Annotated in this window: 21 protein-coding genes and 1 other annotated feature; of the genes, 17 read left to right on the forward strand and 4 right to left on the reverse strand. The window is 54.4% G+C overall.

Translation table 11 applies throughout. The features are described 5' to 3' along the window. Positions 1-18 precede the first annotated feature (18 nt). A complete protein-coding gene (gene arcA / locus ETA_RS04585; RefSeq protein WP_012440444.1) occupies positions 19-735 on the reverse strand; it encodes a two-component system response regulator ArcA in 717 nt (238 codons plus the stop codon). On the opposite strand from arcA, the gene ETA_RS19855 reads away from it, so the two are divergent. The 6 genes from ETA_RS19855 (at position 734) to thrC (ending at position 6,712) form a co-directional block, all read left to right on the forward strand. Further along, the gene (locus ETA_RS19855; protein WP_157861781.1) at positions 734-940 is read left to right on the forward strand and encodes a hypothetical protein; all 207 of its coding nucleotides are present in this window, start codon (positions 734-736) and stop codon (positions 938-940) included. The genes arcA and ETA_RS19855 overlap by 2 nt on opposite strands. 363 nt (positions 941-1,303) lie before the next feature. Beyond that, the gene (locus tag ETA_RS04595) at positions 1,304-1,528 is read left to right on the forward strand and encodes a hypothetical protein (protein ID WP_012440445.1); all 225 of its coding nucleotides are present in this window, start codon (positions 1,304-1,306) and stop codon (positions 1,526-1,528) included. A gap of 348 nt (positions 1,529-1,876) precedes the next feature. Further along, positions 1,877-1,948: a thr operon leader peptide gene (gene thrL / locus ETA_RS20670; protein WP_407919829.1), complete on the forward strand. Its 72-nt coding sequence runs from the start codon at positions 1,877-1,879 to the stop codon at positions 1,946-1,948. Next, positions 1,884-2,003 (forward strand) — a sequence feature (Thr leader region). Its footprint overlaps the gene before it by 65 nt. Positions 2,004-2,027: 24 nt before the next feature. After that, a complete protein-coding gene (thrA, locus tag ETA_RS04600; protein ID WP_012440446.1) occupies positions 2,028-4,490 on the forward strand; it encodes a bifunctional aspartate kinase/homoserine dehydrogenase I in 2,463 nt (820 codons plus the stop codon). Between the two features lie 2 nt (positions 4,491-4,492). Beyond that, positions 4,493-5,422 carry a homoserine kinase gene (gene thrB / locus ETA_RS04605; protein ID WP_012440447.1) on the forward strand — a complete coding sequence of 310 codons (930 nt, stop codon included), beginning with the start codon at positions 4,493-4,495 and terminating at the stop codon, positions 5,420-5,422. A 3-nt stretch (positions 5,423-5,425) separates the two neighbouring features. Further along, positions 5,426-6,712, forward strand: coding sequence for a threonine synthase (thrC, locus tag ETA_RS04610; RefSeq protein ID WP_012440448.1), 1,287 nt, complete (start codon positions 5,426-5,428; stop codon positions 6,710-6,712). A gap of 57 nt (positions 6,713-6,769) precedes the next feature. On the opposite strand, the gene yaaA is transcribed toward thrC, so the two are convergent. Further along, positions 6,770-7,546, reverse strand: coding sequence for a peroxide stress protein YaaA (gene yaaA, locus ETA_RS04615; protein WP_012440449.1), 777 nt, complete (start codon positions 7,544-7,546; stop codon positions 6,770-6,772). Positions 7,547-7,813: 267 nt separating this feature from the next. On the opposite strand from yaaA, the gene tal reads away from it, so the two are divergent. Together tal and mog are read left to right on the forward strand one after the other, a co-directional pair. After that, entirely contained in the window at positions 7,814-8,767 is a 954-nt protein-coding gene (gene tal / locus ETA_RS04620; protein WP_012440450.1) for a transaldolase, read from the forward strand. Between the two features lie 195 nt (positions 8,768-8,962). Then, positions 8,963-9,550: a molybdopterin adenylyltransferase gene (mog, locus tag ETA_RS04625; RefSeq protein WP_012440451.1), complete on the forward strand. Its 588-nt coding sequence runs from the start codon at positions 8,963-8,965 to the stop codon at positions 9,548-9,550. An 845-nt stretch (positions 9,551-10,395) separates the two neighbouring features. Here the strand turns inward: mog and ETA_RS04630 are convergent. Further along, entirely contained in the window at positions 10,396-10,593 is a 198-nt protein-coding gene (locus tag ETA_RS04630) for a hypothetical protein (RefSeq protein WP_042958656.1), read from the reverse strand. Positions 10,594-10,708: 115 nt separating this feature from the next. Between ETA_RS04630 and dnaK the strand changes: the two genes are divergently transcribed. From dnaK to nhaA, 4 genes are all read left to right on the forward strand, one after another. Next, a complete protein-coding gene (gene dnaK, locus ETA_RS04635) occupies positions 10,709-12,622 on the forward strand; it encodes a molecular chaperone DnaK (protein WP_012440453.1) in 1,914 nt (637 codons plus the stop codon). Between the two features lie 110 nt (positions 12,623-12,732). Next, complete coding sequence (dnaJ, locus tag ETA_RS04640) at positions 12,733-13,875, forward strand: molecular chaperone DnaJ (RefSeq protein WP_012440454.1); 1,143 nt, start codon at positions 12,733-12,735, stop codon at positions 13,873-13,875. A 204-nt stretch (positions 13,876-14,079) separates the two neighbouring features. After that, complete coding sequence (locus ETA_RS04645; RefSeq protein WP_012440455.1) at positions 14,080-14,370, forward strand: Bor family protein; 291 nt, start codon at positions 14,080-14,082, stop codon at positions 14,368-14,370. Positions 14,371-14,575: 205 nt separating this feature from the next. Further along, the gene (gene nhaA / locus ETA_RS04650; RefSeq protein WP_012440456.1) at positions 14,576-15,736 is read left to right on the forward strand and encodes a Na+/H+ antiporter NhaA; all 1,161 of its coding nucleotides are present in this window, start codon (positions 14,576-14,578) and stop codon (positions 15,734-15,736) included. A gap of 369 nt (positions 15,737-16,105) precedes the next feature. Here nhaA and rpsT read toward each other — a convergent pair whose 3' ends face one another. Beyond that, positions 16,106-16,369: a 30S ribosomal protein S20 gene (rpsT, locus tag ETA_RS04655; protein ID WP_012440458.1), complete on the reverse strand. Its 264-nt coding sequence runs from the start codon at positions 16,367-16,369 to the stop codon at positions 16,106-16,108. A 315-nt stretch (positions 16,370-16,684) separates the two neighbouring features. Here rpsT and ribF point away from each other — a divergent pair, with 315 nt between their 5' ends. The 5 genes from ribF to ispH are packed head-to-tail and all read left to right on the forward strand — an operon-like array spanning position 16,685 to position 22,390. After that, a complete protein-coding gene (ribF, locus tag ETA_RS04660) occupies positions 16,685-17,623 on the forward strand; it encodes a bifunctional riboflavin kinase/FAD synthetase (RefSeq protein ID WP_012440459.1) in 939 nt (312 codons plus the stop codon). A gap of 36 nt (positions 17,624-17,659) precedes the next feature. Then, positions 17,660-20,476 carry an isoleucine--tRNA ligase gene (gene ileS / locus ETA_RS04665; RefSeq protein ID WP_012440460.1) on the forward strand — a complete coding sequence of 939 codons (2,817 nt, stop codon included), beginning with the start codon at positions 17,660-17,662 and terminating at the stop codon, positions 20,474-20,476. Continuing rightward, positions 20,473-20,982, forward strand: a complete 510-nt coding sequence (gene lspA / locus ETA_RS04670; RefSeq protein ID WP_042958658.1) for a signal peptidase II — start codon at positions 20,473-20,475, stop codon at positions 20,980-20,982. The genes ileS and lspA overlap by 4 nt, the downstream gene beginning before the upstream one ends. A 3-nt stretch (positions 20,983-20,985) precedes the next feature. Then, positions 20,986-21,456, forward strand: a complete 471-nt coding sequence (gene fkpB, locus ETA_RS04675; protein WP_012440462.1) for an FKBP-type peptidyl-prolyl cis-trans isomerase — start codon at positions 20,986-20,988, stop codon at positions 21,454-21,456. Then, entirely contained in the window at positions 21,437-22,390 is a 954-nt protein-coding gene (gene ispH / locus ETA_RS04680) for a 4-hydroxy-3-methylbut-2-enyl diphosphate reductase (protein ID WP_012440463.1), read from the forward strand. The genes fkpB and ispH overlap by 20 nt, the downstream gene beginning before the upstream one ends. The last annotated feature ends 61 nt before the right edge of the window (positions 22,391-22,451 follow it).

The raw sequence follows: 22,451 nt of genomic DNA on the forward strand, positions 1-22,451 counted from the left end.
TCCTCCGTCCCACAAGGACTAATCCTGCAGCTCACCACAGAAACGGTAACCTTCGCCATGAATAGTGGCGATAATTTCCGGCGTGTCGGGGGTCGATTCAAAATGTTTACGAATGCGGCGAATAGTCACATCAACGGTGCGGTCATGTGGCTTCAGTTCGCGACCGGTCATTTTCTTCAACAGGTCGGCGCGGGTCTGGATTTTTCCCGGATTTTCACAGAAGTGCAGCATGGCGCGAAACTCGCTGCGCGGCAGCTTGTACTGATCGCCCTGCGGACTGACCAGTGAACGGCTGTTAATGTCCAGTTCCCAGCCGTTAAAGCGGTAACTTTCTACCAGCCTGCGCTCGTCGCTAACGGCGGCCAGATTCATGGTGCGCGACAGCAGGTTGCGTGCACGAATGGTGAGTTCGCGTGGGTTAAATGGCTTGGTGATATAGTCGTCAGCGCCGATTTCCAGGCCGAGGATCTTATCAACTTCGTTATCACGACCCGTAAGGAACATCAGGGCCACATTTGCCTGCTCACGCAGTTCACGCGCCAGCAGCAGGCCGTTTTTGCCCGGCAGGTTGATGTCCATGATCACCAGATTGACGTCGTTTTCGGTCAAAATCTGGTGCATTTCAGCACCGTCCGTAGCTTCATAAACCATGTAGCCTTCGGCTTCAAAAATACTTTTGAGCGTATTACGAGTGACTAATTCGTCTTCAACGATAAGTATGTGCGGGGTCTGCATGTGTTCGCTACCTAAAATTGCCAACAAAATCGGAACAGGACATACAGCTGTTATTCTGGCAAAACCTGGTGTGATGAGCCGGAAAATGACAACAGCAGTACAGCATGATATTCCTGAAAAACCATCCTACGGCCGTCAACAAGATGCGCACAGTCAACAAGATGGTACTGGTATGCCCGTTGGTGCAAAGGGGCATCTATCCTAACTGCATTAACAGCAGTATAACAATATGGGTTATAGCACTATACGTGATAAACAACGCACAGCTAACCGGTATCAAACTAATTGTAGCACGTTAACAGTTTTGTGAAAAATGCTTCCCGAAGCCCTGATTTCCCTCGTTAAATGGCTTTCGGCGACGTGTGTTTTCGCGCGGGTGTGATAAAAATGTTAACCGCTTTAATAAAACACATCCCATTGATAAGTATCATTTAAATAATAAATTGTTGATGTTTTGGTTATCCCGATGAGGTTAATAAGACAGTTCTGATAAAGACATTTATAAGGTATCTGAAATATGTCTTCTTTACTCAGACACAGTGCAGACAGCAACCTTTAATCAATTAAAGTGGGGCGTATTGCTACCTATGTAGCGGCTGGTTTCGCCCAAAGCATCCATTCCAGTAAAGTTCAGCAAACCGGCAGCGGATGCACCGAGTCCAAACGTAGCATAAATATCCGCCAGAACCGGGCCGGTAGCCGTGGGCGCGTAAATTATGGCAGTCAGCTGGATAACGAAAGGAAAGAAGCGGGTGGGGAAGGGATAGACGAGGTTCACGTCAACGGCGTGTGAAGCTGGTCGTTAGGTACACCGCACGATGAGCAGGGTTTTCTGCAAATCGTGCGGTGGTTGACGTAAAGTTTGCAGGGAAAGAGAGCAGCCTGGCCGCCTGTCGTCGCAGTGAGGCGCCCGGGGGCAGAAAAAAGGTGACAGAGAAAAGTTCTGCCCAGACAGGGTCAACCAGTGCGATTTACTGCCAGTGTTCTTCAGGGTAATCAGGATTATCTACAGGTCGACGAAAAAACCGTGCAGATGTGAAGGGCGATGCGCCAGCCCGCCGATAAAAAAATTGACTTAGCCCGTGCTTTGCTTTAATTCTGGAATCCGACAAATTTATACAGACAGATGATAAATTTAAAAATGCGTAGAGACAGCCTGATGACCACAATCATTATTACCACCACCATTACCACAGGTAACGGTGCGGGCTGACGCATACAGGATAAATTAAAAAAGCCCGCACCTGACCAGTGCGGGCTTTTTTTTCGGCAAAATTCAGGAGAACTTGAACATGCGAGTGCTGAAATTCGGTGGAACCTCGGTAGCCAATGCGGAACGTTTTCTGCGCGTGGCTGATATTTTGGAAAGCAATGCAAAACAGGGACAGGTTGCTACCGTCTTGTCCGCGCCAGCAAAGATCACCAATCATCTTGTCGCCATGATTGAGAAAACCATCAGCGGCCAGGATGCTTCGGCCAATATCAGTGACGCCGAGCATATCTTCGCCGGGCTGTTGCAGGGTCTGGCAGACGCGCAGCCGGGCTTTGCTTACGAGCGCCTGAAAAGCGTGGTAGACCAGGAGTTCGCGCAGCTGAAGCAGGTTCTGCACGGCATTGCGCTGCTGGGGCAGTGCCCAGATAGCGTTAACGCCGCCATGATCTGTCGTGGTGAAAAGCTCTCAATCGCGATTATGGAGGGGGTGCTACAGGCGCGTGGCCACGGCGTTAGTGTGATTAATCCGGTTGAACAGCTGCTGGCCGTCGGCCATTATCTGGAATCTACCGTTGATATTGCCGAGTCCACCCGCCGTATTGCCGCACGACAGATCCCGCCCGGTAATATGGTGCTGATGGCGGGCTTCACCGCCGGTAATGAGCGCGGAGAGCTGGTGGTGCTGGGGCGCAACGGCTCTGATTACTCTGCGGCGGTGCTGGCAGCCTGTCTGCGCGCTGACTGTTGCGAAATCTGGACGGACGTTGACGGCGTATACACCTGTGACCCCCGCCAGGTGCCGGATGCACGGCTGCTGAAATCGATGTCCTACCAGGAGGCGATGGAGCTGTCCTATTTCGGCGCTAAAGTGCTTCACCCGCGCACCATCGCTCCAATCGCCCAGTTCCAAATCCCTTGTCTGATCAAGAATACCGGCAATCCGCAGGCGCCGGGCACGCTGATCGGCGGTAACGGCAGCGATGATGACAATCCGGTTAAAGGCATAACCAACCTCAATAATATGGCGATGTTCAATGTCTCAGGGCCGGGGATGAAGGGCATGGTAGGTATGGCGGCGCGTGTCTTCGCCGCTATGTCGCGCAGCGGGGTTTCGGTGGTGTTGATCACTCAATCCTCCTCTGAATACAGCATCAGCTTCTGCGTCTCGCAAAGCGATCTGACGCGCGCGCGTCGGGTGCTGGAAGATGAGTTCTATCTGGAGCTGAAGGATGGCCTGCTGGAACCTCTCGACGTGATGGAGCAGCTGGCGGTGATTTCAGTGGTGGGGGACGGCATGCGTACCCTGCGCGGCATTTCGGCTAAGTTTTTCTCGGCGCTGGCCCGTGCCAATATCAATATCGTCGCCATTGCCCAGGGATCATCCGAGCGTTCCATCTCGGTGGTGGTAGATAACGCTCAGGCCATTACCGGCGTGCGCGTGGTTCATCAGATGCTGTTTGCCACCGACCAGGTGATCGAAGTCTTTGTTATCGGCGTGGGCGGCGTGGGTGCCGCGCTGATCGACCAGCTGCATCGTCAGCAGAAGTGGCTGAAAAATAAACACATCGATCTGCGCGTCTGTGGGATTGCCAACTCGCGAGCGCTGCTGACTAACGTGCACGGTATCCCGCTTGATCGCTGGCAGGAACAGCTGAAGAGCGCGCAGGCGCCGTTTGACCTCACTCGCCTGAATCACCTGGTGCAAGAGTACCACCTGCTTAATCCGGTGATTGTCGACTGTACTTCCAGCCAGAAGGTGGCGGATCAGTACGCTGATTTCCTCTCCGACGGTTTCCATGTCGTCACGCCGAATAAAAAGGCGAACACCTCAACGTACAATTACTATCAGCAGATGCGCGCAGCGGCGGAAAAATCGCGCCGCAAGTTCCTGTACGATACCAACGTGGGTGCCGGACTGCCGGTGATTGAAAATCTGCAAAATCTGCTGAATGCCGGTGATGAGCTGATTAGCTTCTCCGGTATCCTTTCCGGCTCGCTGTCGTTTATTTTTGGCAAGCTTGATGAAGGCGTTTCGCTGTCAGAAGCCACCCGCATGGCGCGTGAAATGGGCTTTACCGAGCCGGACCCGCGTGACGATCTTTCCGGTATGGACGTGGCGCGTAAGCTGCTGATCCTGGCTCGCGAAGCGGGTTATCAACTGGAACTGGGCGATATTGAGATTGAGGCAGTGCTGCCGGCAGAGTTTACCGCCATTGCCGATGTTGAAGAGTTTATGGCGCGCCTGCCGGAGCTGGACGAAAGTTTTGCCGCGCGGACGTCCCGTGCCCGTGATGCCGGTAAGGTGTTACGCTTTGTCGGCGAGATTGAAGAGGGCGGGGCCTGTAAGGTTAAAATTGCTGCCGTAGACGGCAACGATCCGCTGTATAAAGTGAAAAATGGTGAAAATGCGCTGGCGTTCTACAGTCGTTATTACCAGCCTATTCCTTTGGTGCTGCGCGGTTATGGTGCCGGTAATGATGTCACTGCGGCGGGCGTGTTTGCCGATCTGTTACGCACACTGACGTGGAAGTTGGGAGTTTAATCATGGTTAAAATTTATGCCCCTGCCTCAATTGGCAATGTCAGCGTAGGTTTCGACGTGCTTGGGGCTGCGGTGTCGCCGGTTGATGGCACTTTGTTGGGCGATTGCGTCAGCGTAGAGGCGGCGGCCGAATTCAGTCTGCGCAATGAAGGCCGTTTTGTCAGCAAGCTGCCTGCCGACCCGAAAGACAACATCGTTTACCAGTGTTGGGATCGTTTCTGTAGCGCGATTGGCCAGCGCGTACCGGTTGCCATGACGCTGGAAAAAAATATGCCTATTGGCTCTGGCCTTGGCTCCAGCGCCTGCTCGGTGGTTGCCGGGCTGATGGCGATGAACGAATATTGCAACAGGCCGTTGAACAATAACGAGCTGTTAATATTGATGGGTGAGCTGGAAGGGCGGGTGTCCGGCAGCGTACACTTTGACAATGTGGCACCCTGTTTTCTCGGCGGCATGCAGCTGATGCTGGAAGAGAACGACATTATCAGTCAGCCGGTGCCAGGCTTTAATGACTGGCTGTGGGTGATGGCCTATCCTGGCATTAAGGTTTCAACGGCCGAAGCGCGTGCCATCCTGCCCGCGCAGTACCGTAAAGAAGAGATTATCCGCCACGGTCGCTATCTGGGCGGATTTATTCACGCCTGCCACACGCAGCAGCCGCTGCTGGCGGCGAAATTGATGCAGGATGTGATTGCTGAACCTTACCGCACCAAACTGCTACCGGGCTTTGCACAGGCTCGTCAGGCGGCGGCTGATATCGGCGCGCTGGCCTGCGGTATTTCTGGCTCTGGGCCAACGCTGTTTGCCGTTTGTAATCAGCCGGATACCGCAAACCGTATGGCAGACTGGCTGAGCCAGCACTATCTGCAAAATGATGAAGGCTTCGTCCATATTTGCCGTTTAGACACGGCAGGCGCACGTAAACTGGGATAACGTATGAAACTGTATAATCTTAAGGATCACAACGAGCAGGTGAGCTTCGCCCAGGCGGTGAAGCAGGGGCTGGGCAAACAGCAGGGGCTGTTCTTTCCTCTGGAGCTACCTGAGTTCGAACTGACCGAAATTGACGACATGCTGGAAATGGATTTTGTTACCCGTAGCAGCAAAATCCTCTCGGCGTTTATCGGTGATGAAATTCCTCCGCACCAGCTGAATGAGCGTCTGAAAACGGCGTTCACCTTCCCGGCTCCGGTGGTGGATGTGACTGATGATATCGCCGCGCTGGAGCTGTTCCACGGCCCGACGCTGGCGTTTAAAGATTTCGGCGGTCGCTTTATGGCGCAGATGCTCTCTTATGTGAGCGGTGCGGATGAGCAGATCACTATCCTGACCGCCACCTCCGGCGATACCGGTGCCGCCGTTGCTCATGCCTTCTACGGCATGGAAAATGTGCGCGTGGTGATCCTTTATCCACAGGGCAAGATCAGTCCGCTGCAGGAAAAACTGTTCTGTACCCTCGGCGGCAACATCGAGACCATCGCCATCGACGGCGATTTCGATGTCTGTCAGTCGCTGGTAAAACAGGCGTTTGACGATGAGGAGCTGAAAAAGGCCATTGGCCTGAACTCGGCGAACTCGATCAATATCAGCCGCCTGCTGGCACAGATTTGCTACTACTTTGAGGCCGTGGCGCAGCTGCCGCAGGAAAAACGCAATCAGCTGGTGATTTCGGTGCCGAGCGGCAACTTTGGCGACCTGACGGCTGGCCTGCTGGCGAAGTCTCTTGGCCTGCCGGTGAAGCGTTTTATTGCCGCCACCAACGCCAATGACACCGTGCCGCGCTTCCTGGCCGACGGCCAGTGGACGCCAAATGCTACCGTAGCCACGTTGTCAAACGCGATGGACGTCAGCCAGCCGAACAACTGGCCGCGCGTTGAGGAGCTGTTCCGCCGTAAAACCTGGCGTCTCGGCGATCTCGGCTACGGTGCGGTCAATGACGAAACCACCAAAGCAGCCATGCGCGAGCTGGCCGACCTCGGCTACCTTTCTGAGCCGCATGCGGCTATCGCCTGGCGCCTGCTGCGCGATGGTTTACAGGATGGTGAGTTTGGCCTGTTCCTCGGCACCGCGCACCCGGCGAAATTTAAAGAGAGCGTGGAAACGATCCTGGAGCGCACCCTGCCGCTGCCGGATGCGCTGGCCGAGCGCGCCGATCTGCCGCTGCTGTCTCACAGCATGAAAGCGGAGTTTGCCGAGCTGCGTGCGTTCCTGCTGAAGAAGTAAGTCGTTTTCAGGGCTGTGCGCTGCAAAGAGCCAGCCCTGCTATTTAACACAGCTCTCTTACGCCATTTCCCGCCGCTTAAAGACCAGCTCGTTATTGCTGCTGGTATCGCCGTCAAAGGCATAACCGTCAAGGTCAAACTTCTTCAGCTGCTCCACTTTCGTGAGCCGGTTCTGGATAATATAGCGGCACATCAGGCCACGCGCTTTTTTAGCGTAGAAGCTGATAACCTTAAATTTGCCGTTTTTCTCATCAAGGAACACCGGCTTAATGATATCGGCCTCAAGCCGCTTCGGCTTCACCGACCTGAAATATTCATCGGAGGCGAGATTAATCAGCAGGTTATCGCCCTGTTGCGCCAGCGCCTCATTCAGGGCGGTGGTCAGCTTATCGCCCCAGAAGCTGTAGAGGTCTTTACCCGCCGGGTTTGCCAGCTTAATCCCCATCTCCAGGCGGTAGGCCTGCATCAAATCGAGCGGGCGCAGCAGCCCGTACAGACCGGACAGCATGCGCAGATGCTGCTGGGCGAAGGTGAAATCCTCCTCGCCGAAGGTTTCTGCCTGTAGGCCGGTATACACATCGCCCTTAAACGCGAGGATCGCCTGTCGCGCATTGTCCGGCGTGAAGGCCGGCTGCCAGTCGTTAAAACGTTCGGCGTTGAGCACGGCCAGCTTATCGCTGATATGCATCAGTGAGGCGATGTCGGCCGGAGAAAGTTTACGCGCCACGTTAATCAGTTTTTGAGACTCTGCCAGCAGCGCCGGTTGAGTGAAGCGTTCGGTTGCCAACGGGCTTGCAAAATCCAGCGTTTTGGCCGGGGAAATAACCATTAACATGCTCGCGTCCTTTTATTATTTAAGCGCTTATAGTGCAGAGAGTTCGCCAGCGCCTACTGTAGCAAAAAAGCGTCAGAGAGTGACTAATCACTGCCATCGGTGAGCAATAAAGGCGATGTTATGCTGCGGAGAGGGGCATTCCGACGGCAAATTTAGCCGGTCGTGTTATCGGAAACGGCGCTGCTTGCATGGCAGGGTGCGCGTGCTATCATCCGAAGCAGACATTTTCAACGTACCGACATATCAACCCTGATGAGAATGACAACCATGACGGACAAATTATCTTCCCTGCGTCAAGTCACTACCGTTGTTGCTGATACCGGCGACATCGCGGCAATGGAACGCTATAAGCCCCAGGACGCCACCACCAACCCTTCCCTGATCCTGAGCGCGGCACAGATCCCTGAATATCGTAAGCTTATCGATGCCTCCATTGCGTGGGCACGCGATCAGAGCAGTGACAAAGATGAGCAGGTGTCTTATGCCGCCGATCGCCTGGCCGTCAACATCGGCCTGGAAATCCTGAAACTGGTGCCTGGCCGTATCTCAACGGAAGTTGACGCCCGCCTGTCTTACGATACCGAAGGCAGCATCGCTAAAGCGCGCAGCCTGATCAAATTGTATAACGACGCCGGCATCAGCAATGACCGTATCCTGATCAAACTGGCCTCCACCTGGCAGGGCATTCGTGCCGCTGAACAGCTGGAAAAAGAAGGCATTAACTGTAATCTGACGCTGCTGTTCTCCTTTGCCCAGGCACGTGCCTGTGCAGAAGCGGGCGTTTTCCTGATCTCGCCGTTTGTGGGTCGTATCCTTGACTGGTACAAAGCCAACACCGACAAGAAAGAGTACGCGGGTTCTGAAGATCCCGGCGTGATTTCCGTCAGCGAAATCTATCAATACTACAAGCAGCACGGCTACGAGACCGTGGTGATGGGCGCCAGCTTCCGTAATGTGGCTGAAATTATCGAACTGGCCGGCTGTGACCGCCTGACCATCTCCCCGGCTCTGCTGAAAGAGCTGGCTGAAACCGAAGGCAGCATTGAACGTAAGCTCTCTTACCGCGGTGAAGTGAAGGCGCGTCCGGCAAAAATGACCGAATCTGAATTCCTGTGGCAGCATAATCAGGACCCGATGGCGGTGCAGAAACTGGCTGAAGGCATCCGTAACTTTGCTATCGACCAGGGCAAACTGGACAAAATGATTGCTGATTTACTGTGATCCTCTGCTTTTCTGAAGCATAAGCGGCAGCGATCGCGAGTGTTGACCCCGGTCACTTTCTGACAGGTAACCGGGGTTTGAACCACGGCACGCCCCACGGCCGCGCCTGTCATTACGCAACCTTGCGCGCTATACATCCTGCTTTACTCTGGTTTATCCTTCCTCCATTCCCTTTTAGTACACGGCGAAGAGCATATGAACACATTACGCATAGGACTGATTTCCGTGTCCGATCGCGCGGCGAACGGCATTTATCAGGATCTGGGTTTACCGCTGCTGGAAGAGTGGCTGGGGCAGGCGCTGGTATCGCCATTTGAGATTGAGAAACGTCTGGTGCCTGACGAGCAGCCGATGATTGAGCAGGCGATCTGCGATCTGGTCGATGAGCGCTTCTGTCATCTGGTTCTCACTACCGGTGGAACCGGCCCGGCGCGGCGCGATGTGACCCCGGATGCCACGCTGGCCGTGGCCGACCGTGAGATGCCAGGCTTCGGTGAGCAGATGCGCCAAATCAGCCTTAACTTCGTTCCTACCGCTATCCTGTCACGCCAGGTGGCGGTGATCCGTAAGCAGTCGCTGGTGATAAATCTGCCGGGGCAGCCAAAGTCGATCAAAGAGACGCTGGAAGGTTTGAAGGACGAGGAGGGTAACAGTCAGGTGGCGGGGATATTTGCCAGCGTGCCCTACTGCATTCAGCTGCTGGAGGGGCCGTATATTGAGACCAATCCGCAGATAGTGGTCGCATTTCGCCCGAAAAGCGCCCGCCGCGAGACAAACATCTGAAGATCCAGCCGGAACGGCCCCTAAACTTACCCGGGGGCGTTCCGCACAGCGATATTTTATATCCAGTGTGTTCTGCAAAAAAAAATTATTATCAGTCAGCTGTCAGCTGTTTCGACGCGGGAAATCGTATGTAGAACTGCATCTCCAGACCAATGCTCCCGTCGGGAAGGACGGTGTCAAAACCGTATGCCGATAAGAGTCCGAAGATGAAGGCGACGTGAGTTAAAATATCAGATAAGGATGGGTCTGAATATTGCGATACTTCAGTCGCTGAATGCGGAAAATACTGTGAGATAACATCTCGTATATCACCAGACCACGGATCAGAGCAGATAGCTACAAAGAGTAAAGTATAATAACGTGGTGCAGTACGGAAAATAACGGCGTATCCAGAACTCTCTTGTTGCGTTCACCTCATCCCATGGCGCTGTTTCCTTACGCCCTATATAATTTTTGCAATTAGATAACCAGAGAAAAGAATGAACGGGTTGACGCCAATCCTGGGTGAAGAAATGCGTTTTTTGTGAAAGTTAACCCGCAAACTAATATGCCCTAACAAAATCTATAAGTAGGCTATTCCTCTTAACCCTTCCAGCTTATTTGACCAGCCTTGTAATGCCGTCATTTCGCATCCATATCTGTTAATGTTTCATTCTGTGTACAGAATAAATGAACTGACATTGGCTTAACATCATTTTGCTACCGAAAGGTCTTTATTAGATGATGCTAAACATAAGGATGGGGGAAAAAGGGACAGAACCCGGCCCCGGTAAATCTGGAATATTCATGGGGGATAAAGAGGTTTGTCGCGCGTGATCTCCTGCCCTTATCCACTCCCGGCAGCGTTATGTTTCCCATTTGACGCTGCCGCGCCAGATTGAGGCCAGCAGCGTCGGTGGACGGCGTGGCATGCCGGATAACAGCCCGCGGATGATGATCGCCACCCGGCACGGCGTGAGCAGCCGATTATTTTGCCAGAAAGTGAAAAATTTTTTTACCCGCCCCCTTGATGCCGTGTTACCCGGCCCCATCTTATCTGGCATCCAAGAGTACGAACCTGGAAAAAAAACGTAGGGCGAGCAGTTGAAACTGTAAAAGATGCCCACATCTAATGGTTCATAACCTGATTGACACAAATTTTAAGTGGGAGATGTTTAGATGGGTAAGATTATTGGTATTGACCTGGGTACAACCAACTCATGTGTTGCCATCATGGATGGCGGCAAGGCGCGCGTGCTGGAAAATGCAGAGGGCGATCGTACCACGCCTTCGATTATTGCTTACACCCAGGATGGTGAGACCCTTGTCGGTCAGCCTGCTAAACGTCAGGCCGTGACCAACCCGCAGAATACCCTGTTTGCGATCAAGCGTCTGATTGGCCGTCGTTTCCAGGATGAAGAAGTTCAGCGTGATATCAAAATCATGCCATTCAAAATCGTTGGCGCTGACAATGGCGATGCCTGGTTAGACGTGAAAGGCCAGCGTGTGGCTCCGCCGCAGATCTCAGCTGAAGTGCTGAAAAAAATGAAGAAAACCGCCGAAGATTATCTCGGCGAAGCGGTGACTGAAGCGGTTATCACCGTGCCCGCTTACTTTAACGATGCGCAGCGCCAGGCGACTAAAGACGCCGGACGTATCGCGGGTCTGGACGTAAAACGTATCATCAACGAACCTACCGCAGCCGCTCTGGCTTACGGTTTGGATAAAGGCCAGGGTAACCGCACCATCGCGGTATATGACCTGGGCGGTGGTACTTTCGATATCTCCATTATCGAAATCGATGAGGTTGATGGCGAAAAAACCTTCGAAGTTCTGGCAACCAACGGTGATACCCATCTGGGTGGTGAAGACTTCGACAGCCGTATGATCAACTACCTCGTGGCCGAATTTAAGAAAGACCAGGGTATCGATCTGCACAACGATCCGCTGGCCATGCAGCGTCTGAAAGAAGCCGCAGAGAAAGCTAAAATTGAGCTGTCTTCCGCGCAGCAGACCGATGTTAACCTGCCGTACATCACGGCGGATGCGACCGGTCCTAAGCACCTGAACATCAAAGTTACCCGTGCCAAACTGGAATCACTGGTTGAAGACTTGGTTACGCGTTCTATCGATCCGCTGAAAGTGGCTTTGCAGGATGCGGGTCTGTCGGTATCTGATATCAACGACGTTATCCTCGTCGGTGGCCAGACGCGTATGCCAATGGTGCAGGCGAAAGTGGCAGAGTTCTTCGGTAAAGAACCACGTAAAGACGTGAACCCGGACGAAGCGGTTGCCGTTGGTGCTGCGGTTCAGGGCGGCGTGCTGGCTGGTGAAGTGAAAGACGTTCTGCTGCTGGACGTGACCCCGCTGTCGCTGGGTATCGAAACCATGGGCGGTGTGATGACCTCACTGATTACCAAAAACACTACCATCCCAACCAAGCACAGCCAGGTGTTCTCTACTGCGGAAGATAACCAGTCTGCGGTGACCATCCATGTGGTGCAGGGCGAGCGTAAACGTGCTGCGGATAACAAATCTTTGGGGCAGTTTAACCTTGACGGCATCCAGAACGCACCGCGCGGCATGCCGCAGATTGAAGTAACCTTCGACATCGATGCTGATGGCATCCTGCACGTTTCCGCTAAAGATAAAAATAGCGGTAAAGAGCAGAAAATCACCATCAAGGCTTCTTCCGGTCTGAATGACGAAGAGATCGAAAAAATGGTGCGCGATGCCGAAGCTAACGCCGAGTCTGACCGCAAGTTCGAAGAGCTGGTGCAGACGCGTAACCAGGGCGATCAGGCTGCTCACAGCACGCGTAAGCAGCTCGACGAAGCGGGCGATAAACTGCCAGCAGAAGACAAAGCGCCAATTGAAGCGGCCCTGACCGAGCTGAACACCGCTCTGAAAGGTGAAGACAAAGCGGAAATCGAAGCCAAGATTCAGGCTCTGATGGAAGTCTCTACCAAGCTGATGGAGTTCGCTCAGCAGCAGCAGGCCGCTGGCGGTGCCGCTGATGCTGCCGAAGGCGCGAAAAAAGATGACGATGTTGTCGACGCTGAATTTGAAGAAGTGAAAGACAGCAAAAAATAAGCGCCCTTGAGCGGGCACGGTAGCCCACCGCGGGCTACCTGAATTAACCAGCACGGGCGTAGGATTTTATCCACGCCCGTGCACGCATGTTAAGGGCAGGATCAATAACAATGGCGAAGAGAGACTATTACGAGATTTTAGGCGTTGCCAAGTCGGCGGACGAACGTGAAATCAAAAAGGCCTACAAACGTCTGGCCATGAAATTCCATCCTGACCGCAACCAGGGCGATAAAGAATCTGAAGGCAAATTTAAAGAGATTAAAGAAGCCTACGAAATCCTGACCGATGGTCAGAAAAGAGCGGCCTACGATCAGTACGGTCATGCGGCCTTCGAACAGGGTGGCATGGGCGGCGGCGGCCACGGTGGATTTGGTGGCGGCGGTGCTGACTTCAGCGATATCTTTGGCGACGTATTCGGCGATATTTTCGGCGGAGGCCGCCGTCAGCAGCGCGCCGCTCGCGGTGCTGATTTGCGCTACAACATGGAGCTGACGCTGGAAGAAGCGGTACGCGGCGTGTCCAAAGAGATCCGTATCCCCACGCTTGAAGAGTGTGGCGTTTGCCACGGCAGCGGAGCAAAAGCGGGAACGAAACCGCAAACCTGTTCAACCTGTCATGGCGCAGGCCAGGTGCAGATGCGTCAAGGCTTCTTTACCGTCCAGCAGGCGTGTCCGACCTGTCACGGACGTGGCTCTGTGATCAAAGACCCGTGCAACGCCTGTCATGGTCATGGCCGGGTCGAGAAATCGAAAACCCTGTCGGTGAAAATTCCGGCTGGCGTTGATACCGGCGATCGCATTCGTCTTAGTGGTGAAGGGGAAGCCGGTGAGCAGGGCGCTCCCGCTGGCGATCTGTATGTGCAGGTTCAGGTGCGTAAACACCATATCTTCGAGCGTGAAGAGAACAACCTCTATTGCGAAGTGCCCATCAACTTTGTGATGGCCGCGCTGGGTGGAGAGATTGAAGTCCCAACGCTGGATGGCCGCGTCAACCTGAAGGTGCCGGCAGAAACGCAGACCGGCAAGCTGTTCCGGATGCGTGGCAAAGGCGTGAAGTCGGTACGTGGCGGTGCGCAGGGCGATCTGCTGTGCCGCGTGGTGGTCGAAACGCCCGTCAGCCTGAATGAGAAACAAAAGACGCTGCTGCGTGAACTGGACGAGAGCTTTGGCGGCCCGTCCGGGGAAAAAAACAGCCCGCGCTCTAAAACGTTCTTTGATGGCGTGAAGAAGTTTTTTGACGACCTGACGCGCTAATCACATTGGCCCGGCTCCCTGCTTAGGCAGTGAGCCGGGCCAGCCTATTTTCCGTTATCCCTTTCTGTGTTTACGCGCCCATCCCCCTTGGCTTACCGCCCCATTTTGTCAATCAACGCATAAATAGTTGCATCGCTTAGTGTTGCGTTTAGATTCCATCTGTTAGTGTGTCCGACTTAAATTTATCTAACGGAATTGGATTCTATGAAAAAGATTTTGGTCGCAACGACTTTAGCCGTTCTTTTATCCGGCTGTGCACAGCAGACTTTTCAGATGAAACATAATCAGGTGGCCGCGCCTAAGCAGGTTACCACTCATCACTTCTTCGTTTCGGGCATCGGCCAGCAGAAAACGGTAGACGCAGCGGCAATTTGTGGCGGTGCTGCCAAGGTGGAACGCGTTGAAGTTCAAGAGACTTTTGTCAATGTCCTGCTCAGGGTAGTGACTTTAGGTATCTACACCCCGCGCGAAGCGCGCGTGTACTGCGAACTGTAAGCTCGCTGAATTGATTGAGTAAAGCCGCCTCTGGCGGCTTTTTTATTTATCCTGCGTTCCACTCGATTTTATCTCTCCCCCGCATCCTGCTTTCCCGTTTCACCCGCGGAGAAAGGCGCGGCATAAACTGTTTTTTTGCATGGACTAAACACGTATGCTGTCCATCTTCTGGACAATATCACCTGGGTAATCAGCGGAGTCTGTAATGAACCTGTTTCTAAAAAAACTGTTAAAAAATGACGCTACCGGCGGCGTGGTACTGATAGTCGCCGCAGCATTTGCCATGTTTCTTGCCAATAACGACAGCACCCGGCACGCCTATCAGGCGATGCTTACGCTGCCGGTTCAGTTTCGTTTCGGTGCACTGGATATCAATAAAGATCTGCTCTTATGGATTAACGATGCGCTGATGGCGCTCTTTTTCCTGATGATCGGCCTGGAGGTGAAGCGTGAACTGATGATGGGCTCGCTCAAGGGAAGAGAGCGAGCAATGTTTCCGCTGATTGCCGCGCTGGGCGGCATGCTGGCACCGGGATTAATTTATGCCGCATTCAATCACCAGGACGCGCAGGCGATCCACGGTTGGGCCATTCCTACCGCCACCGATATTGCGTTTGCTCTGGGCATTCTTGCCCTGTTGGGGAGCCGCGTACCCGCCGCGCTAAAAATGTTCCTGATGGCGCTGGCGGTGATAGACGACCTGGGGGCGATCGTTATCATTGCCCTGTTCTATACCAGCGAGCTTTCGCTGATTTCTTTGACCGTGGCGGCTGCCTCCATTGCGGTTTTGGCCGTGCTGAATGGGTGTGGTGTACGTAAAACGTCAGTTTATCTGGCCGTGGGGATGGTGCTGTGGGTGGCGGTACTGAAATCCGGCGTACATGCCACGCTGGCCGGGGTAATTGTTGGCCTGTTCATACCGCTCAAGAAGCAAGAAGGGCACTCCCCGGCGATTGAGCTGGCGCATGGCCTTCACCCCTGGGTCAGCTGGCTGATCCTGCCGCTGTTTGCTTTCGCTAATGCCGGAATTTCTCTCAGCGGAGTCTCTTTAAATGGCCTGTTCTCTGCCGTGCCGTTGGGGATCACGCTGGGGCTATTCATCGGTAAACCGCTGGGGATCACCCTGATCTGCTGGCTGGCGGTGAAGCTGAAAATTGCCGCGCTGCCCGAAAATACCCGCCTCATTGATATTGCTGCGGTCGGCGTGCTCTGCGGTATTGGATTTACCATGTCGATATTTATCGCTTCGCTGGCGTTTGACGGCGCGCATGAAGAACTGGTGACGCTGGCTAAGCTTGGCATTCTGAGCGGATCGGTGATCTCCGCGCTGGTTGGCTATACGTTGCTGCGAGTGAAGCTAAGGTAGGGCACGGGGCGGGCTGCACGGTTGGACGGGGTAGCCCGCTCTGCGAGTTTTGCCTGGTGTAACAGGTTTTTCCATATTGTATGGAGTGCAGCGAGCAAAGGTGAGGCAAGGCAAAAATTCACGAAAAAGCGCAGCTTGCCGGAGGCGGTGAGTATTTGAAGTGCTCTTTTTACACCGAACAGAGTGCAGCGAGCAAAGGTGAGGCAAGGCAAAAATTCACGAAAAAGCGCAGCTTACTGAAGTCAGTGAGCATTTTGAGGCGCTTTTTAACGCCGCATCACCGCCGCGCAGCAAACGGTCAGGAAGAATGCCAATAAAAAAACCGCCGTATAGGCGGTTTCTTTATCAAAGCTCGACTAACAAGCAGGCTTAAGCCATTTTGCTAATCTGTGCAGTCAAGTTTGCTTTATGACGTGCAGCTTTGTTTTTGTGGATCAGGCCTTTAGCAGCCTGACGGTCCACAAGTGGTTGCATTTCATTAAATGCATTCTGCGCAGCCGCTTTATCGCCAGTAGCGATAGCCGCGTATACTTTCTTGATAAAAGTACGCATCATTGAACGACGGCTAGCGTTATGCTTACGACGCTTCTCAGACGTTACGGCGCGTTTCTTAGCTGATTTGATATTAGCCAAGGTCCAACTCCCAAATAGTTCTATGAGGACATTCAAAGGCCGAGGAATATGCCCTTTTCGCCTTCGGTTGTCAATGGATTTGTGCAAATAAGCGCCGGTGAAGCAAAGGCACTTGGTTACGTTTCGATGGCGCAAGATTCTATCAGCTTCGTCCCGGCTAATACAGCTTAATCACAAGAAAAATATTATCCCGCGCTGGGAGAGCACCATACAGAATGAAATAGCAGGAAGAAAGCACCAAAGCCGGTATTCGTGGGTTAACCTTCAGGGCTGTACAAGGTATAATCCGCCGATTTCCACAAATTTGAGCCAGTTATGAAGTTGATACGCGGCATACATAACCTTAGAGCGCAGCATCGCGGCTGCGTGCTGACCATCGGCAACTTCGATGGCGTACATCGCGGGCACCTGGCGCTACTTGCGCAGCTGTGCGCAGAGGGGCGCGAACGCAATTTGCCGGTGATGGTGATGCTGTTTGAACCCCAGCCGTTGGAACTGTTCGCCGCTGAAAAGGCGCCCGCCCGGCTGACGAGGCTGCGCGAAAAGCTGCGCTATCTGGAACAGGCCGGTGTGGATGCGGTACTCTGTGTGAGCTTTGACCGCCATTTTGCCGCTTACAGTGCGCAACGTTTTATCACCGATCTGCTGGTCAACAGGCTCGGCGTACAGCTGCTGGCGGTGGGCGATGATTTTCGCTTTGGCGCTGGTCGCCAGGGTGATTTCCTGTTATTACAGAAAGCTGGCGTTGAATATGGCTTTGATGTCATCAGCACCCAGACGTTTTGCGACAACGGAAAACGTATCAGCAGCACGGCGGTGCGCCAGGCGCTGGCGGAAGATAATCTGCCGCTGGCACGGTCACTGCTTGGTCGCCCATTCAGCATTTCTGGTCGTGTGGTGCATGGCGATGCGCTGGGCCGCACCATCGGTTTTCCTACTGCTAATCTGCCGCTGCGCCGTACCGTTTCCCCGGTCAAAGGGGTTTATGCCGTTGAGGTGCTGGGCCTGGGGCCGCGAGCGCTGCCCGGCGTAGCGAATATCGGGACACGGCCTACCGTTGCCGGTCTACGTCAACAGCTGGAAGTGCATCTGCTGGACGTTACCATTGACCTTTACGAACGGCATATTGAAGTGGTACTGCTGGATAAAATACGCGATGAGCAGCGTTTTAACTCGCTCGATGCACTGAAAGAACAAATTGCAAACGATGTTGTGACTGCCAGACGCTTTTTTGGCCAGTCAACATCGGTTTAAGTTTAAACAGAACCGACATACGGAACCGAGAATCTGATGAGTGACTATAAATCTACCCTGAATTTGCCGGAAACGGGGTTCCCAATGCGTGGCGACCTGGCCAAACGCGAACCGGGCATGCTGCAACGCTGGTATGATGACAAGCTGTACAGCATCATCCGCGAAGCCAAAAAAGGGAAAAAAACCTTTATTCTGCACGATGGCCCTCCCTACGCTAACGGCAGCATTCATATTGGTCACTCGGTTAACAAGATCCTGAAAGATATTATCGTTAAGTCGAAAGGCATGGCGGGCTATGACTCACCTTATGTCCCAGGCTGGGACTGCCACGGCCTGCCGATTGAGCATAAAGTGGAGCAGACCATCGGCAAGCCGGGCGAGAAGGTCAGCGCGGCGGAATTCCGTGCGGCCTGCCGTCAATACGCCGCCGAGCAGGTGGAAGGCCAGAAGGCGGACTTTATCCGTCTGGGCGTGCTGGGCGACTGGGATCGTCCTTACCTGACGATGGACTTCAAAACCGAAGCCAACATCATCCGCGCGCTGGGCAAAATCATCGGCAACGGCCATCTGCACAAAGGTGCCAAACCGGTACACTGGTGCCTGGACTGCCGCTCCGCGTTGGCGGAAGCGGAAGTGGAGTATTACGATAAAACCTCTCCCTCTATTGACGTGATGTTTGACGCCGTGGATAAAGACGCGGTGCAGGCCAAATTTGGCGCAGCCCACGTCAATGGCCCGATTTCACTGGTTATCTGGACCACCACGCCGTGGACCATGCCGGCTAACCGTGCCATCTCCCTGCATCCTGAATTCGACTATCAGCTGGTTCAGGTCGAAGGTCGGGCGCTGATCCTTGCCAAAGATATGGTCGACAGCGTGATGAAGCGCGTTGGCGTAACGCAATGGACCGTGCTGGGCGACGTGCAGGGCGCGGCGCTGGAGCTGATGGGCTTCCAGCATCCGTTCTTAGCTCACGTTTCTCCGGTGGTGCTGGGCGAGCATGTGACGCTGGAAGCCGGTACGGGTGCGGTGCACACCGCCCCGGGCCACGGCCCGGACGACTATGTTATCGGGCAGAAGTACGGCATTGAAACCGCCAATCCGGTTGGGCCAGACGGCAGCTTCTTACCGGGCACTTACCCCACGCTCGACGGCCTGAACGTGTTTAAAGCCAATGACACGATCGTTGAACTGCTGCGTGAAAAGGGCGCACTGCTGCACCTTGAAAAACTGCATCACAGCTACCCGCACTGCTGGCGTCACAAAACCCCGATCATTTTCCGCGCCACGCCGCAGTGGTTTATCAGCATGGATCAGAAGGGACTGCGTGCGCAGTCGCTGAAGGAGATCAAAGGCGTGCAGTGGATCCCGGACTGGGGCCAGGCACGTATTGAATCGATGGTCGCCAACCGTCCCGACTGGTGCATCTCGCGCCAGCGTACCTGGGGCGTACCGATGGCGCTGTTCGTGCATAAAGACACCGAGCAGCTGCACCCGGATTCGCTGGAGCTGATGGAAAAAGTGGCCCTGCGCGTAGAGCAGGACGGCATTCAGGCGTGGTGGGATCTCGATGCCCGCGAACTGATGGGCGCGGACGCTGACAACTACGTCAAGGTGCCGGATACGCTGGACGTGTGGTTCGACTCGGGTTCAACCAGCTATTCAGTGGTTGATGCGCGCCCTGAATTTGGCGGCAGCGCGCCGGATCTGTATCTGGAAGGTTCCGACCAGCATCGCGGCTGGTTTATGTCGTCATTAATGATTTCCACGGCGATGAAAGGCAAAGCGCCGTATCGCCAGGTACTGACTCACGGGTTCACCGTCGATGGTCAGGGCCGCAAGATGTCAAAATCGCTGGGTAACACCGTCAGCCCGCAGGATGTGATGAACAAGCTGGGTGCTGATATTCTGCGCCTGTGGGTGGCATCCACCGATTACTCCGGTGAAATTGCCGTTTCCGACGAAATCCTTAAACGCTCCGCCGACAGCTATCGCCGTATCCGCAACACCGCGCGTTTCCTGCTGGCTAACCTCGCCGGGTTCAATCCTGAAACCGATAAGGTTAAACCGGAAGAGATGGTGGTGGTTGACCGCTGGGCGGTAGGGCGTGCGCTGGCGGCACAGAATGATATCGTCGCTTCATACGAAGCTTACGACTTCCATGAAGTGGTGCAGCGCCTGATGCAGTTCTGCTCGGTTGAGATGGGCTCCTTCTATCTGGATATCATCAAAGACCGCCAGTACACCGCCAAAGCCGATGGCCTGGCGCGCCGCAGCTGCCAGACCGCGCTGTGGTACATCGTTGAAGCGCTGGTGCGTTGGATGGCACCGATCATGTCCTTCACCGCGGATGAAATCTGGGGCTATCTGCCGGGCAAACGTGCGCAGTACGTGTTTACCGAAGAGTGGTTTGACGGCCTGTTCAGCCTGGAGGATAACCAGCCGATGAACGATGCCTACTGGGCTGAGCTGTTGAAAGTACGTGGTGAAGTCAACAAGGTTATTGAGCAGGCGCGTGCCGACAAGCGCGTGGGCGGTTCGCTGGAAGCCAGCGTGACGCTGTATGCCGATGCGCAGCTGGCGGAAAAACTCACCAGCCTCGGTGAAGAGCTGCGCTTTGTGCTGCTGACATCAGGGGCTGAAGTGGCGGATTATGCAGGGGCCCCCGACGACGCTCAACAGAGTGAAACGGTGAAAGGCCTGAAAATTGCCCTGCGTAAAGCGGAAGGTGAGAAGTGTCCGCGCTGCTGGCACTACACCAGCGATATCGGTCAAAATGCCGAACACGCTGATATGTGCGGTCGCTGTGTGACTAACGTCGCCGGCAGTGGTGAAGAGCGTAAGTTTGCATGATGAGTAAACCCGTTCTCTCAACCGGATTGCGCTGGCTGTGGCTGGTGCTGGTGGTGATCGCCATTGATTTCGTCAGCAAGCAGTGGATTATGAATAATCTGATGCTGCACGAATCGATGCCGGTGATGCCGTTCTTCAACTTCTTTTACGCCCATAACTATGGCGCGGCGTTCAGTTTCCTTGCCGATAAGGGCGGCTGGCAGCGCTGGTTCTTCGCCGGTATCGCCGTCGCTATCGTCGTGGTGCTGCTGGTGATGATGTACCGCAGCAAAGCCAGCGACAGGCTGAATAATATTGCCTATGCGCTGATTGTTGGCGGCGCGTTGGGTAACCTGTTCGACCGCGCATATCACGGTTTTGTCGTCGATTTTATCGACTTCACTATCGGAGACTGGCATTTTGCCACGTTTAATATTGCCGACTGCGGTATCTGTATCGGTGCCGCGCTGATCGTACTGGAAGGGTTTATCAACCCGACCAGTAAACGGTCTGAGCATAAAGGGTAACGCATGAGCGATTCTGTACAGAGTAACAGCGCGGTGCTGGTGCATTTCACGCTAAAACTGGCGGACGGTTCGACGGCGGAATCCACGCGTAATAACGCTAAGCCCGCGCTGTTTCGTCTGGGAGACGGTAGCCTGTCTCCGGCGCTGGAAAATCATCTTATCGGGCTGTCGGTCGGCGGTAAGGCGGCGTTCGCGCTGGAGGCACAAGACGCGTTCGGCAGCATCAGCCCGGACCTGATCCAGTACTTTTCGCGTCGTGACTTCGTCGACGCGGGGGAGCCGGAAATCGGCGCCATCATGCTGTTCAGCGGCATGGACGGCAATGAAATGCCGGGGGTTATTCGTGAGATCTCCGGCGATTCTATCACCGTCGATTTCAACCATCCGCTTGCCGGACAGACCATTCATTTCGACATCGACGTGCTTGAAATCGATCCGCACCTGGAGATGAGCAATGCAGATCCTGTTGGCTAATCCGCGTGGTTTCTGCGCGGGCGTTGATCGCGCTATCAGCATCGTGGAGCGTGCGCTGGAAATGTATGGCGCGCCGATCTACGTGCGTCATGAGGTGGTGCATAACCGCTACGTGGTCAATAGCCTGCGCGAACGCGGCGCAATCTTTATTGAAGAGATTGATGAGGTTCCGGACGGTTCAATCCTGATCTTCTCCGCCCACGGCGTTTCCCAGGCGGTGCGCGCCGAAGCCAAAGCGCGTGCCTTAACCATGCTGTTTGACGCCACCTGCCCGCTGGTCACTAAGGTACATATGGAAGTGGCGCGTGCCAGCCGTAAGGGCACCGAGGCCATTCTGATTGGCCATGCGGGCCATCCGGAAGTCGAAGGCACCATGGGGCAGTACAATAACCCGCAGGGGGGCATGTACCTGGTTGAACAGCCGGGCGATGTGCAAAATCTACAGGTTAAGGATGAAGATAATCTGTGCTTTATGACGCAGACCACGCTGTCGGTTGACGACACCAGTGACGTGATCGACGCCCTGCGTGCGCGCTTCCCTAAAATTGTCGGGCCGCGTAAAGACGATATTTGCTATGCCACCACCAATCGTCAGGAAGCGGTCAGAACCCTGGCGCGCGATGCTGACGTGGTGCTGGTAGTCGGCTCAAAGAACTCATCAAACTCTAATCGCCTGGCGGAACTGGCCCAGCGTGCCGGCAAGCTGGCGCGGCTGATCGATTCCGCCGAGGATATTCAGGAAGCGTGGGTGAAAGGCGTAAGCTGCGTTGGCGTTACCGCCGGGGCTTCCGCGCCGGATATACTGGTGCAGCAGGTGATCCAGCGGCTCAACGAGCTGGGCGGCGTGGACGCCGTTGAGCTGATTGGCCGTGAAGAAAATATCATTTTCGAAGTGCCGAAAGAGCTGCGCGTAGAGGTTAAACAGCTGGACTAATCCGTCAGGGGCGCGAATTTGGCGCCCCTTTTTTTTGCATACCACGACATTGGGCGCATTT

Origin of the sequence: Erwinia tasmaniensis Et1/99 (assembly GCF_000026185.1) — a bacterium.
In the GTDB taxonomy this organism is placed as follows: domain Bacteria; phylum Pseudomonadota; class Gammaproteobacteria; order Enterobacterales; family Enterobacteriaceae; genus Erwinia; species Erwinia tasmaniensis.